Origin of the sequence: Sphingomonas sp. LH128, from assembly GCF_000293195.2 — a bacterium.
In the GTDB taxonomy this organism is placed as follows: Bacteria; Pseudomonadota; Alphaproteobacteria; order Sphingomonadales; family Sphingomonadaceae; genus Novosphingobium; species Novosphingobium resinovorum_A.
In genome coordinates, this window is sequence record NZ_ALVC01000402.1 from 1 (window position 1) to 12,689 (window position 12,689).

Consider the following 12,689-nt stretch of genomic DNA (forward strand, 5'->3'; position numbering starts at 1 on the left):
ACCACGGTCGGCGCGGCGGTCACGCCATGCTCGTACTTGAGCGCGACCGCGTAGTGCGTCGGGTTGGTCACGATTACGCTGGCGGTCGGCACTGCCGACATCATCCGCTTGCGCGAGCGCTGCATCTGGATCTGGCGGATCTTGGCCTTGATCTTGGGATCGCCGTCGTTCTGCTTGTGCTCGTCCTTCACTTCCTGAAGGGTCATGCGCATGCGCTGCATGAAGCTGCGCCGCTGCCACAGGAAGTCGAACAGCGCGAGCCCCGCGACCAGCATCGCCACCGCGCGCAGGGCCTCGAACGCGAGCCCCCCCGCCGCCGCGCCGACTGCGGCGGGAGAGCGGCCGACCAGCCCGTCTACGCCCTGCAGACGCGGCGCCAGCACCATCCACACCACGAGGCCGATAGCGCTCATCTTGGCCAACGTCTTGGCGAATTCCACCAGCGCGCGGGTGCCGAACAGGCGCGAGAAACCGCTGGCGGGCGAGAGCTTGGACCATTTGGGCGAAAGACGCGACCAGCTCATGACCGCGCGGCCCTGCAGGAATATCGTGCTCACCGCCGCGGCCATCAGCACCGCGAAGACCGGCAGCAGCGACACCATGGTATGCCACGCGACCCCGGTTGCGAGCCCCTGCGCGCCGTCCGGATCGAGGCTGAAATCCTCGGCATCGCCCCAGAGCCGCTTGAGCATGGTGCCCAGACTCTCGATCGCCGAGAGGCCGAGCCAGCCCGTCACCGCCAGCGCGCCGGCCATCATGGTGGCGTGGCGGACCTCTGGCGCAATGGCGACTTCGCCGCGTTTGCGGGCGTCGTCGAGCTTCTTCTGCGTAGGCTCGTGTGTGCGCTGGTCCTTGTCGAGGGCGTCATCGGCCATGTCAGAGGGTCCACCCGCTCTGCATGAACGTGGCCATGGCGTTGGCGAAAGCGGTGAGCATCGCCCCCAGCGTCATCGCCAGCACCGAGAGGCCGAGCAGCAGGTTCGCCGGCTGCATGATGAAGAACACCTGGATCGAGGGCGCCACCCGCGCCGCCAACCCCTGCCCCAGATTGAACAGCATGCCGTAGAGGATCAGCGGCGCGCACAGGCTCAGCCCCAGCGCCGTCGCCTGCCCCATGACCGCGACGGCAAGGTGCGCAAAGTCGGCCGCCGGGGGCATCCCGCCGACCGGGAAGCTGGCGTAGGACTTGAAGATCGAGGCGATCCACAAGTGATGCACGCCCGTCGAGAGGCACACCACGATCGCCGCGACACCGACGAACCGCGCCAGCAGCGGCACCTGCCCGCCCATCGCCGCATCGACCACCAGCGCGGAGGACAACCCCACCTGCTGCGAGGCCAGCGCTCCGGCAATGGCGGCGGCGCTGAACAGGATGCGCACGATCATGCCGAGCGCAAGGCCGATCATGACCTCGCCGATCACCAGCAGCGGCATCGACAGGCCGGACTGCAGCGCAGGCGTCACGTGCGGCTCCAGCATGCCGTACATCCCGAAGGTGAAGGCCAGCGCCATGACGAGGCGGATCTGCATCGGCAATCCGTCGTCAGAGAAGGCGGGCAGCAGCATGATGACGCTGCCGACGCGGCAGAACAGCAGCAGGAACGCCGCCGTATCGATCGGCAGGCGCAGCAGGGTCGCGAGGTCGATGGCGTTCATGCGGTCGTGCCCGCGCGGTACACCCAACTGGTCATTCCCGCGAAGGCGGGAACCCAGCTGGTGACATTGCGTGTTGCACCGGCATCAGTTGGGTCCCCGCCTTCGCGGGGATGACGGATCGGATTTTGATGCCCCAGCTCTCGCCTATGCGGGCTTCGATCAAGCACGATCTGCGGCCTAATGCGCGACGATGGCGTCGGCCACGCGGTCCATGAAATTGCTCAGGGCATGGCCGATCATCGGCAGGCTGAGCAGCATCACCACGCCCAGCACCAGCAGCTTGGGCACGAAAGTCAGCGTCATTTCCTGCACTTGCGTCAGCGCCTGCAGCAGACCGATGAGCACGCCGACGATCAGCGCGGCGATCAGCATCGGCCCGCAGATGGTCAGCATCAGCACCAGCGCGGCGCGGGCGAGTTCTATGGCGGCGTCGGGGGTCATGGGGCCATGATCATGGGGCTGTGTGGGCCTCCCATCCTTCGACAAGCTCAGGATGAGCGGAGTGAGCGGAGGATAGGCAAAAGGGTTCCGAGTAAAGGGCCAAAGCCCCCCGACCCCGCTCAAGCTGAGTGCTGAGCTTGTCGAAGCATCGAAGCCCCCCGGACAGGGCGCAACACCCGCTCATCCCTAGATCTGCATCTTCATGATGTCGGAGTAGGCCGAGACCACCCGGTCGCGCACCGCCACTACCGTATCGAGCGCGGTTTCCGCCGCGCCGATGGCGGTGACGACGTCGATCAGGTCGCCCTTGCCGCCGATCTGCTTGATGCTCTGCGTCTCGGCATTGCGCAGCGCGTCGCCGGTCTGCGAGACCATGCTCTCGACCATCGAGCCGAACCCGCCGCCACTCGGCGCGAGACCGCCGGAGGGCGCAAGGCCGCCACTCTTCTGTCCGGTATCGGACAGCGGATTGGTGGCCCGGGCCGCCCGGGCGTAAGCGGAAAGCCCGTCGAGGGAGCCGATCGACATTGCCTCGCCCTTACTTCAGCAGATCGACGGTGCGCATGGTCATGCCGCGCGCCGCCTCGATGGCGTTGAGGTTGGCCTCGTAGGACCGCTGCGCCGCCTTCATGTCGGCGGCCTCGATCAGCGGATTGACGTTGGGCTGCTCGACATACCCTTGCGCGTCGGCGACGGGATTGCCGGGCTGGTAGATGCGACCGAAGGCACTCTTGTCCGCTTCGATGGACTTCACGGTGACTTGCGTGGCGCCGGTGTTCCGGTCGACCTCCGCTGCAAAACTGGCGACGCGGCGGCGATAGGGATCGCCCTCAGCCGTGGTGGCGATGGAGTCCGAGTTGGCGAGGTTCTCGGCGATGACGCGCATCCGCAGCGCCTGCGCGCGCAGGCCCGATGCCGAGACGTCGATCGAATTGCCCAGTTCCGCCACGCTTGGTCCCCAACTGCCTTACCGACCTTATAGGCAACTTTTTCCTAGTGGCGCACTACTCCTATAAACTTTTCCCCTATAAAGCTGCCAGTGAAAGGAGACGCGCGGTGTCCGTCCTCGAAGGCATTCCCATCGACCTGCAGATCGTGCTGGGCTCCACCAGCATCCCGGTCCGCCAGGTGCTCAAGATGAGCCGCGGCGCGATGATCCAGCTCGACTGCGGGCAGGACGATCCGACGCGCCTCTACGTCAACGACCGCCTCGTCGCCGAGGGCCGCATCCTCGTCAACGGCGAGGCCATGTCGCTTGAAATCACCCGTGTGGTCCAGGCCGAGCGCTGAAAGGTGGACCTGTTCTCGCTTGTGCGCATGCTGGGTGCCCTTATGGTCGTGTTGGGTGCCCTTGTCTGCGCTTTGTGGGCGGTCAAGCGCTACGACCTGACCATGCCGCGCAAGTGGCTGGAAAAGCTGGGTAATACTGGTTCTGACAAACGTTTGCAGGTGGTCGAGCGGCTTGCCGTGGACCAGCGCCGCTCGCTGGTGCTGCTGCGCCGTGACGATACCGAATTCAGCGTCCTGATCGGCCCGGAAGGGGTGACGGTGCTGGACAGCGCGGTCGCTCCGAAGGTGGTCGAGATTGTCAAACAAAATGATGAAAATCAGACATTTGATAAGGAACCGGAAGCACAGAAAGCCTCCTTCGCGGCCCGCATTCCAGTGCTCCCGGACGTCTGGTTCACGCAGGACGTGAAGACGGAACTGCACTGATGAGCGCCCCTGCCACCCCTGCCGGTTTCCCCGGGGAAACCGTGCTTCGGCGCATTCTGGCCATTCTCGCGGTTCTGGTGGTGCTCGCCCTGCCCGTCGCGGCGATGGCCCAGAGTGCTGGCGCCGCAGGCGCAGCCGGTGCCCTGACCGGCGGCGGCACGATGTCGGGCCGGGTGCTGCAGCTGGTGATGGTGCTGACGGTGCTCAGCCTGGCGCCGGGCATCCTGATGACGATCACCTCGTTCACCCGCATCGTCGTGGCGCTCTCGCTGCTGCGCTCGGGGATGGGCGTGCAGGGCGTGCCGCCCAACCCGATCATGATCTCGCTGGCGCTGTTCCTCAGCTTCTTCGTCATGGCGCCTACGTTCGACGCGGCGTGGAAGCAGGGCATGGAGCCCTACAACGCCGGGCAGATCAACGAGACCGAGGCCTTGTCCCGCGCCAGCAAGCCGTTCCATACCTTCATGCTGAAGCAGGTGCGCGACGACGACGTGAAGCTGTTCGTCAGCCTCTCGGGCAAAGTCCCGAAGAGCCGCGCGGAACTGCCGATGACGACGCTGATGCCCGCCTTCATGATCTCCGAACTGCGCCGCGCCTTCGAGATCGGCTTCCTGCTGCTGCTGCCGTTCCTGGTGATCGATCTTGCGGTGGCGGCGGTGCTGATGGCGATGGGCATGATGATGCTGCCGCCCGCGACGGTGTCGCTGCCGATGAAGATCATCTTCTTCGTGCTGGTCGATGGCTGGGCGCTGGTGGCGGGGTCTCTGGTGAAGAGTTTCGGGTAGCGCCTTGCCGCAAGGGGCTTCGACAAGCTCAGCCTGAGCGGGTTGAGGGCGTTTGTCTCCCTGCGCGCGCCCGTCATCCCAGCGAAAGCTGGGACCGCTGGCCGCATGAAGCCCAACCCTCGGCGGGGCATTCGAACGATAGCCCGCAGTAACAGGCCAGCGGTCCCAGCCTTCGCTGGGATGACGGGCTTTTTCCTTGAACGCTGCCCTCGCCCCCAACACTCCGCTCATCCTGAGCTTGTCGAAGGATGGGGTTCCAGCGCAGCCCCTACCCCGGCGACGCCTTCGTCACCGCCACGGAGCGTACCGCGTCCTTGCCGTAGACCTCCAGCGCGGCGTCCATCACCACCTTGCGAAAGGCATCGAGCCCCGGCAGCATTCCGTCCGGCCCACTGGCCATCGGCGTGCGATAGGTTTTGAGGTTCACCGCGTTCATCAGCAGCGGCAGCTTCGCGCCCACTTCCTCGGTGGTGCCCTGCGGCACCTCGAGCTGGATCTCGAAGGTCTCGTAGCCCGAAAGCCGCCCGTCGGCGAAGACCAGCGGGGCCAGCACTTCCACCGGCGGCACGAACTCGGTCGGGCCTTTCGTCGGCTTCTTCGCATGGCCCGTCACCAGTTGCGGCGCGAAGTGGAGCACGCCCCAGGCCCCCGCCCCGCCGACGCCGAGCCCCGCCACGGTGGCGAGCAGGCCCATCACGATGCGCTTGATCATGGTGCCCTTTCGCTCAGAACTTGAAGCTGGCGTCATGCGGCAGCGCGCCCGCCTCGGCCATGACGACGATGGTGATGCGGCGGTTCTCGGGGCGATCGGGCTGGTCGGGATAGACCGGCTCGGTGCCCGCCTTGCCGACGACCTCGGCGAAGCGGTCAGCCGGCAGCCCCGCCGCCACCAGCGCCGCCCGCGCGGCAAGGGCGCGATCGGCTGAAAGCTGCCAGTTGGCGTCGCTGTTCCCGCCCGCGCCGTCGGTATGGCCCTCGATGGCGATGCGCGCGTCGATCCCGGCAAGCTGCTTCGCTGCCCGCGTCAGCAGCGCCCGCGCGAAGTCGTTGAGCTGCGCGGTGCTGCCCTTGAACATCGACCGCTGAACATTGTCGACGAGGTGGATGCGCATCCCCTCGCGGCTCGGCCGCACGTCGACATTGGCGCGGCCCTGGCTGTCCATCGGCGGCTGCAGCGCGACCTGCATTTCCTGCGCCATGACGCGCAGCGAAGCCGCGGGCACTTCGGCCGTGCCCCCGCGCGCGGTGCCCACGGTTCCGGCCTCCGAGGCGGGTTGGCCTTCGGGCTCTTCCTTGTCGCCCTGGTTATTGCGCCCGTGGCCGCCCGATCCCGGCTGCATACCGGGGTCCTTGGTCAGCGTGGTCGCGGGGTTGGCCTTCTCGGAATCGGCGGAGAAATACTCGGCAAGGCCCTTGAGCTGCACTTCGTCCGGATTGGCGAGCAGCCACAGCAGCATGAAGAAGGCCATCATCGCGGTCACGAAGTCGGCATAGGCGACCTTCCACGCGCCGCCATGGTGGCCGCCGCCGACCACCTTCTTGACCTTGCGGATGACGATGGGGCGCTTGTCGTTGCCCTTGGTGGCCATGGGTCAGCGCGCCTCAGGCCGGAGCGGCATTGAGCTGTTCCTTCACCGCCTCCAGCGCCGTCTCCATCTCCTGGAAGCTGGGGGCGTAGTTCGACGGCGTCATGCGGCGGGCCAGTTCGATGGCGATCTCGGTCGGCTGCTCCTGCGCGTGGCCGACGATGGCGGTCTTGACCAGCGTGTAGGGCTTGAAATCGGCGTCGATGATCTGCTGCAGCTTCTGCGCGATCGGGCCGACGAGGCAGTAGGCAAGCAGAACGCCGAGGAACGTGCCGACCAGCGCGCCGCCGATCATCGCGCCGAGAATTTCGGTGGGCTGATCGATCGAACTCATGGTCTTGATGACGCCCAGAACCGCCGCGACGATGCCGATCGCGGGCAGGCCGTCGGCCATCATCTGGATCGCGTGCTGGGGGCCGAGTTCCTCGTGGTGATGGCGCTCCATATCGCCCTCCATCGCCTCGGCCAGCTGGTGCGGGTCCTCGAAGTTGACGGTCATCATGCGCAGATAGTCGCAGATGAATTCGATCAGCTCGTGGTCCGCCAGCAGGCGCGGATAGCGAGAGAACAGCGCGCTTTCCTCCGGCCGGTCGAGGTGCGGCTCGATGGCGTTGGCGCCGCCCTTGCGGAAAGTGGCGAGCAGCGCGAACAGCAGCGCGAGGAGGTCGCGGTAGTCGGCTTCCTTCCAGCGCTCGCCCTTGAACACGCGGGCGATGCCCTTGCCCGCCTTCTTCAGCGTGGTCATCGAATTGCCCAGCGCGAACGCGCCCAGCGCGGCGCCGCCGATCGCCATCATCTCATGCGGCAGGGCGTGGAAGATGACGCCCATGCTGCCGCCCGACATCAGGAAGCTGCCGAAGACGCACACCAGAATGACGACGAGGCCGACGATATTGAGCATGGAAATTTCCGAGAAAGCTATGCCCGCGAGAGACGGGACCTTTGCTGAATTATAGGACGCCGTGCTGCATCGCGGTGGCGGCTCGCGCATTTTTCGCAGGCGCGACCGGGCGACGGCCGGGCGTCCTATATGACTCGGGCGACGCTATTTGCCCCACCCCGCCCGGGAGCCCCGATGTCCGTTAACGCCTACGTCCGCGCCCGCAAGGTCGCCGAGACGCCCCGCAGCACCGAATTCCGGCTGATGACCGAGATCACCGCGCAGATGATCGCGGCGCGCGATGCCGGGTTTTCGGGCGTGCAACTGGCTCCCGCGCTTCACCGCAACCGCGAGGTCTGGGGCGCCTTCCGCACGCTGTGCATCGATTCCGCCAACGCCCTGCCCGACGAATTGCGCGCCGGGATCATCTCGCTGAGCCTGTGGGTGGACAAGTACACCTCGCAGGTCATCACCGGGCGCGAGAGCGTGGACGAACTGATCACCGTCAACCGCACCGTGATGGCCGGGCTGGCGAACGAGAACGGCGCGGTGCCGGTGGGGTGAGGACGTAGCGTGTGAGCACGATGCGCCCGATTGAAATACGTCCCCTCAATCCCTGTGAAGCCATCCCCGCGAAGGCGGGGACCCAACTGATGCCGGTGCAACAGGCACCTTCGGGAGATAGGCTCTCGCTTTCGCGGGAATGACGATGATGGAGTCAGGTGCCTTCGCCGGCATCGTGACGCTCAGTGCGCTGCGACCATCGCCTCGCGGTATTCGGCCATGAGCGCGAAGCGCGGGTCGGCGACGGCGAGGTCGCCCATGGTCTTGGCGGCGCGCTTGGCGATCTGGCGCATGCGTTCGCGGGCAGTCTCGTCCTCGCAACCATCGAGCGCCGAAGTCTCGAACAGGCGGCCCTCGACGACCTGGCGGTTGTGCTGGAGGCGCTGTTCCAGCTCTCCGACCTCTCCGGTATCGAGCACCGGACGGCGCTGCGCCACCGCCCCGGCGGCGCGCTCGGCGCGAGTCAGCTTGCGGGGCTGGGCGCGGCGGCGGATGCGGTCGAGCCCGGAATTGCGCATGTGCTCGACATAGCTGTCGGTCAGCGCGCTCATCGCCGAATGGGCGAGGTAGTCGCTGGCCCCGGCCTCGGTGCGGCCGAGCGCATCCTCGTCGGCGATAGCCGCCAGGATCGACAGCCCCTCCCCGTCCTCGCCCCCGGTGATGGCGTCGAGCGAGACGGTGGTGGCTTCCACCTTGCGCGCGGAGGGGCGCTGGTCGGTCATGACGCGGAAGCGCAGGCTCTGCAGTTCGCCGCGGATCTGCCAGTTCACGAACGTGGTGAACTGCGCCTTCTCCGGCTCGTAAGCCAGGATCGCGCGGTGGACGGCGATCGCGCAGCACTGCTCCGCATCGTCCCAGTGGCCGACGAGGCCATACTGGCGGATGAAATGGCGAATGCGCGGCGCGATCAGCTTGAGGATGCAGGCGAAAGCGCGGTCCACCTCGGCCCGCTGCCGCCGGGTCTGCTCGGTGCCTTCCGGCGGCGTATTGGCGCTGACCGCAGCAACCGCAGCCTCAAGCGCGACAGTGATCTTCGACATGGCGAACCCCGATGGCACGCGCAGCCCCTTGCAACGCATCCATGGGCTCGGAATCTATTCCTATAAATTGGGAACCAACAATCCTATACGAGAGTTATCCACTGATGCGGCAAATTTTGCCGCGCAGATGGAGCGATTTTCCTAGTCGTAGTCCCGGACTTGATCCGGGACAGCTGGCCGAGAACGGTCCACTTGCCGCGCGCGCAGCCCGGCCTCGCCTAAAGACAGCCACCGGTCCCGGATCAAGTCCGGGACGACGCAATTGATATAGGATCAGGCAAATCTTTCCGGCCGGACATGTTTGCCGACATAGTCCATCAGCCACGAACGGTGCGCTGCGACCGCACTTCCGGCCTGTGCGATCCGCCGTTCCGCCGCCGCCGAACCGACTTGCGCGCCCAGCAACTTGCGCGCGCGGTCGGGTGAGAGGCCGCCCGCAAGAAACCGCTTCGCATCGCCGACGCCGAGGTGATGGCCAAGGTACGCCGCCTGCGCGACCTCGGTGGTGCCCGCACCGATCGTCGCGCCCGAGCGGCGCAGCGCCGCGACATTGGCGCTGGCATAGTCGGCGACCGCCTCGATCGAGGCGCGCGGATCGTAGCGCAGCGCCAGCAGCGCGCCCCGGCTCTCGGCCTTGACCTGCCCGCGTGCGTCGAGCCAGCCGTTGGCCTCGGCCGTGCTGTTGAGCCAGGTGCCGGAGCGCTCCGCCTCGCCTTCCCACGTCCCGTTGAGGAACTGGCCGAGCCCCGCCGCGCTCGAACGCGGGTTACGCGAATAGGGCTGCCAAGTCCCGCCCGCGCCCTTGGCCGCCTCGGCATCGACGATCGCCGCCAGCGCGGAGGCCGGCAGCCCGGTCCGCTCCGCCGCCGCATCGAGCATCCCGGCATAGCGCGCATTCGGGCCACCGCCCATGGCGGACACCGCATCGCCGCTCGTCTCGGCCGGAGCCTCGGCCTGCGGCACAGCGGCCGTGTCCAGCGCCGCCTTCGAGTCCGGATCGAGGATCGCCAGCAACCGGTCGAGCCCGATCGGATCGCTCTGGCTGATGGCGGTAATGGAGGACTTGCCCTCGCCTTCCGTCTCTTCCGTCGAGCCCAGCGCCGCGCGCCACAGACGGCCGGACATCTCCGAACGCGCCGTGTCATAGATCAACCGCGCCTTCTGCGACGCCGACAGATTCGCTGCCGTCACGTTCGAAGAGGCGGTCTTGTCGATCATCGCGCGCGCAGGGTCCGCAGGAAGGCGGCGGCGCTGATGTCGTCGGTGGCGGACTGCTCGGCCGCAGCCTCGCTGCGCAGGGCTTCGGCGCGGTAATCGTCGGCGGCATTCTCGATCCCGCGCAGGACGCCGTAGGCGTCCACGGCGACTTCGCGCAGGGCATCGAGGCGCGCCTGCAGCTGCGTCTCGCGGGCCGAAAGCGCCTGCCGCTCGCCGCGCATGCGCCGCTGCCAGCCCGGCGAGACGAGGGTGAGATCGGTGGCGGCAAGGTCCGCCTCGCGCACCAGCGCGGCGGCGACGCGCATCCGCTCCTGCTCGACCGCGCCCAAGGCGCCCGCCTCGGTGCGGATGGCGCTGCTCACTTCGTCCAGTTCGCGCTGCCGCACGCGCAATGCGGCGTCATAGGGCGTTTTCATGAATTTCCTCCAGAATACCCGAGAGCGCCGCGAAGTCCTCGGCGGCGAAGCTGCGGATGCGCTTGTCCTGGTTGAGCAGCGCCTCGATGCGCGGGGCGAGAGCGACGGCGCGGTCCACTTCGGCATTGGCCCCGGCGCGATAGGCGCCGAGGCGCACCATCTCCTCCATGTCCTTCCACGTCGCCAGTTCGGCGCGCGCGGCAAGGCGGGTGGCGTTGTCCTGCGGTTCCAGACACTGCGGCAAAGTGCGCGAGACCGAACGCAGCACATCGATGGCGGGATAGCGCCCGCGCTCGGCAATCTTGCGGGTGATGACGACGTGGCCGTCGAGGATGCCGCGCACCGCGTCGGCGACCGGCTCGTTGTGGTCGTCGCCGTCGACCAGTACGGTGAACAGCCCCGTGATCGCCCCCTGCCCCGGAGTTCCCGGCCCGGCGCGCTCCAGCAGGCGCGGAAGTTCGGCGAAGACGGTGGGGGTATAGCCCTTGGTCGCGGGCGGCTCGCCTGCCGCAAGGCCGATCTCGCGCTGGGCCATGGCGAAGCGGGTGACCGAGTCCATCAGGCACAGCACGTCGAGCCCTTCGTCGCGGAAATGCTCGGCGACGGCGAGCGTGGTCCAGGCGGCCTGCCGGCGCAGCAGCGCGGGCTCGTCCGAGGTGGCGACGACGACGACGCTGCGCGCCAGCCCCTCCTCGCCAAGGTCATCCTGGATGAATTCCTGCACTTCGCGGCCGCGCTCGCCGATGAGGCCGATAACGGCGACGTCGCACTCGGTCCAGCGCGCCAGCATGGACAGGAGCGTGGACTTGCCCACGCCCGAGCCCGCGAAAAGGCCGAGGCGCTGGCCCCGGCACAACGGCGCGAAAAGGTCCAGCGCGCGCACCCCGGTCTCGATCCGCGCACCGACGCGGGCGCGCGCGGATGCGGGCGGCGGCGCGGACTTTATGCGGCGCTGCTCGCGTCCTTGCGGCAGCGGTCCCTTGCCGTCCACCGGGCGGCCGAGCCCGTCCACCACCCGGCCCAGCCAGCCCGAGGAGACACGCAGGCCCAGTTGCCCGGCGGACAAGTCCGCACGCGATCCGGAAGCGATGCCCTCTGGCTCGTTGAAGGGCATGCAGTGGGCGATGCCGTGGTCGAGGCCCACCACTTCCGCCTCGATCGCCCCCACGGGAGAGCGCAAGGTTATCCGCGAGCCGATCCGCGCGGCCCCGGCCAGCCCGTCCACCTCGATCAGCGCACCGCGCACCGCGACGACCCGGCCATACCGCTGGTCGGGCGCAAGCATGCGCAGGCCGGAAGCGGCGGCGGCTAGGGGCATGGCCTCAAGACCGTGCCCCGACCATCAACCTTCCCTCCGTTCGTCATTGCGAGCGCAGCGAAGCAATCCAGGGCGGTGTTAAGCTGCCCTGGATTGCTTCGCTGCGCTCGCAATGACGAGGTTGGGGGTGGCATTGCGCGCTCAGTCGGCTGCGGGCGCCACGCGGGCCAGCGCCTCGGCTTCGTAGGCGATCAGCCAGCGGCAGTCGGAAAGCGCCTGGTAGAACTGGCCGACCGAGACCTTGTTGGCGAAGGCGACACAGACCGCCTTCGCCTCCGGCGCCTGCAGCGCGCCGAGCAGGACTTCGAGCTTCTCCAGCAGGGTCTGCTGGTGGCGTTCGAGATCGGCCGGGTCGATATAGGCCATCATGCACGCGAAATAGAGCTGCTTAGCCGGCGAGGTCGCATCCTGCGGCTTCATGACGTCGCGCCCGCGCAGGATCGTGGCGTCGTTTTCCAGCACGAGATCGGTGCGACCGACCGCGCGCAGAACCGCGCCGTTCACGATGACCGGCTCGCCGTTGCGAAGCGAAATACGAAGCGTCATGTCCCAGAATGTCCCAGTTAGACCGCCATTATAGGATGGTTTGGGGGTAATCCGGTCATGGCAGGCAATTTTTGCCGGGGTCGCGCATGCCCACCGCGCTGCGACTAGGGCCTGCGGCCCAAGTCTCGCTGCCCCTCCAGCAAGCGGGCGGGGAAAACCATGTCAGCCCGCCCGCTTGCGGGAGGGCCGGGAGGCTTGAGAGCGAAGCGAACTAGCCGGACGGGGTGGGCGCCGCTTCGAGCATCCGCGAATTTTTCCAGCGCTCAAAACCACTCCGCTCCAATTCATCCTACAATGCCTGTGTCCGGTGCGTGGGTGCGCTGCCCCGCGACGCCAATATTGCCGCATGGACGGCGCAGGAGACATGCAATGAGCCTCTATTCCGCTCTCTATGCCGGCGTTTCGGGCCTCAGCGCGCAGTCGAGCGCGATGGCGACCGTCGCGGACAACATCACCAACGTGAACACCATCGGCTACAAGGGCACTTCGGCGCAATTCCAGTCGCTCGTCACCGGCGGCAGCC

Annotated in this window: 18 protein-coding genes; 5 read left to right on the forward strand and 13 right to left on the reverse strand. The window is 67.3% G+C overall.

What is annotated here, in order from left to right:
* The 5 genes from LH128_RS26560 to flgC form a co-directional block, all read right to left on the reverse strand.
* On the reverse strand, window positions 1-875 hold an 875-nt coding region (locus LH128_RS26560), incomplete at its 3' end, for an EscU/YscU/HrcU family type III secretion system export apparatus switch protein (RefSeq protein ID WP_008832785.1).
* A gap of 1 nt (window position 876) precedes the next feature.
* The gene (locus tag LH128_RS26565) at window positions 877-1,656 is read right to left on the reverse strand and encodes a flagellar biosynthetic protein FliR (RefSeq protein WP_008832786.1); all 780 of its coding nucleotides are present in this window, start codon (window positions 1,654-1,656) and stop codon (window positions 877-879) included.
* A gap of 177 nt (window positions 1,657-1,833) precedes the next feature.
* Window positions 1,834-2,097, reverse strand: coding sequence for a flagellar biosynthetic protein FliQ (locus tag LH128_RS26570; RefSeq protein WP_008832787.1), 264 nt, complete (start codon window positions 2,095-2,097; stop codon window positions 1,834-1,836).
* A gap of 186 nt (window positions 2,098-2,283) precedes the next feature.
* Window positions 2,284-2,625, reverse strand: a complete 342-nt coding sequence (locus LH128_RS26575) for a flagellar hook-basal body complex protein FliE (protein ID WP_008832788.1) — start codon at window positions 2,623-2,625, stop codon at window positions 2,284-2,286.
* A gap of 10 nt (window positions 2,626-2,635) precedes the next feature.
* Window positions 2,636-3,046, reverse strand: a complete 411-nt coding sequence (flgC, locus tag LH128_RS26580; protein WP_008832789.1) for a flagellar basal body rod protein FlgC — start codon at window positions 3,044-3,046, stop codon at window positions 2,636-2,638.
* Window positions 3,047-3,153: 107 nt separating this feature from the next.
* Between flgC and LH128_RS26585 the strand changes: the two genes are divergently transcribed.
* Genes LH128_RS26585 through fliP form a run of 3 tightly spaced genes read left to right on the forward strand, consistent with a single transcriptional unit; the run spans window position 3,154 to window position 4,598 of the window.
* The gene (locus LH128_RS26585) at window positions 3,154-3,387 is read left to right on the forward strand and encodes a FliM/FliN family flagellar motor switch protein (protein WP_008832790.1); all 234 of its coding nucleotides are present in this window, start codon (window positions 3,154-3,156) and stop codon (window positions 3,385-3,387) included.
* A 3-nt stretch (window positions 3,388-3,390) separates the two neighbouring features.
* Window positions 3,391-3,813 (forward strand): FliO/MopB family protein, encoded by a 423-nt coding sequence (locus tag LH128_RS26590; protein ID WP_008832791.1) that lies wholly within the window; start codon window positions 3,391-3,393, stop codon window positions 3,811-3,813.
* Window positions 3,813-4,598: a flagellar type III secretion system pore protein FliP gene (gene fliP / locus LH128_RS26595; protein WP_008832792.1), complete on the forward strand. Its 786-nt coding sequence runs from the start codon at window positions 3,813-3,815 to the stop codon at window positions 4,596-4,598. The genes LH128_RS26590 and fliP overlap by 1 nt, the downstream gene beginning before the upstream one ends.
* Before the next feature lie 268 nt (window positions 4,599-4,866).
* Here fliP and LH128_RS26600 read toward each other — a convergent pair whose 3' ends face one another.
* The 3 genes from LH128_RS26600 to motA are packed head-to-tail and all read right to left on the reverse strand — an operon-like array spanning window position 4,867 to window position 7,085.
* A complete protein-coding gene (locus LH128_RS26600; RefSeq protein ID WP_008832793.1) occupies window positions 4,867-5,310 on the reverse strand; it encodes a hypothetical protein in 444 nt (147 codons plus the stop codon).
* Window positions 5,311-5,323: 13 nt separating this feature from the next.
* The gene (locus LH128_RS26605; protein ID WP_008832794.1) at window positions 5,324-6,187 is read right to left on the reverse strand and encodes a flagellar motor protein MotB; all 864 of its coding nucleotides are present in this window, start codon (window positions 6,185-6,187) and stop codon (window positions 5,324-5,326) included.
* A 13-nt stretch (window positions 6,188-6,200) separates the two neighbouring features.
* A complete protein-coding gene (gene motA / locus LH128_RS26610) occupies window positions 6,201-7,085 on the reverse strand; it encodes a flagellar motor stator protein MotA (RefSeq protein WP_008832795.1) in 885 nt (294 codons plus the stop codon).
* Window positions 7,086-7,259: 174 nt separating this feature from the next.
* On the opposite strand from motA, the gene flaF reads away from it, so the two are divergent.
* A complete protein-coding gene (gene flaF, locus LH128_RS26615) occupies window positions 7,260-7,628 on the forward strand; it encodes a flagellar biosynthesis regulator FlaF (RefSeq protein ID WP_008832796.1) in 369 nt (122 codons plus the stop codon).
* 182 nt (window positions 7,629-7,810) lie between these two features.
* On the opposite strand, the gene LH128_RS26620 is transcribed toward flaF, so the two are convergent.
* From LH128_RS26620 to LH128_RS26640, 5 genes are all read right to left on the reverse strand, one after another.
* Window positions 7,811-8,668 carry a hypothetical protein gene (locus LH128_RS26620; RefSeq protein ID WP_037521533.1) on the reverse strand — a complete coding sequence of 286 codons (858 nt, stop codon included), beginning with the start codon at window positions 8,666-8,668 and terminating at the stop codon, window positions 7,811-7,813.
* Between the two features lie 273 nt (window positions 8,669-8,941).
* Window positions 8,942-9,886: a hypothetical protein gene (locus tag LH128_RS26625; protein WP_008832798.1), complete on the reverse strand. Its 945-nt coding sequence runs from the start codon at window positions 9,884-9,886 to the stop codon at window positions 8,942-8,944.
* Complete coding sequence (locus tag LH128_RS26630) at window positions 9,883-10,302, reverse strand: hypothetical protein (protein WP_008832799.1); 420 nt, start codon at window positions 10,300-10,302, stop codon at window positions 9,883-9,885. The genes LH128_RS26625 and LH128_RS26630 overlap by 4 nt, the downstream gene beginning before the upstream one ends.
* Window positions 10,286-11,620, reverse strand: coding sequence for a flagellar protein export ATPase FliI (gene fliI / locus LH128_RS26635; protein WP_008832800.1), 1,335 nt, complete (start codon window positions 11,618-11,620; stop codon window positions 10,286-10,288). The genes LH128_RS26630 and fliI overlap by 17 nt, the downstream gene beginning before the upstream one ends.
* Before the next feature lie 141 nt (window positions 11,621-11,761).
* Window positions 11,762-12,166, reverse strand: coding sequence for a flagellar biosynthesis repressor FlbT (locus LH128_RS26640; RefSeq protein ID WP_008832801.1), 405 nt, complete (start codon window positions 12,164-12,166; stop codon window positions 11,762-11,764).
* A 369-nt stretch (window positions 12,167-12,535) separates the two neighbouring features.
* On the opposite strand from LH128_RS26640, the gene LH128_RS32545 reads away from it, so the two are divergent.
* The coding region (locus LH128_RS32545; RefSeq protein WP_008832802.1) for a flagellar basal body protein at window positions 12,536-12,689 on the forward strand (154 nt) is incomplete at its 3' end.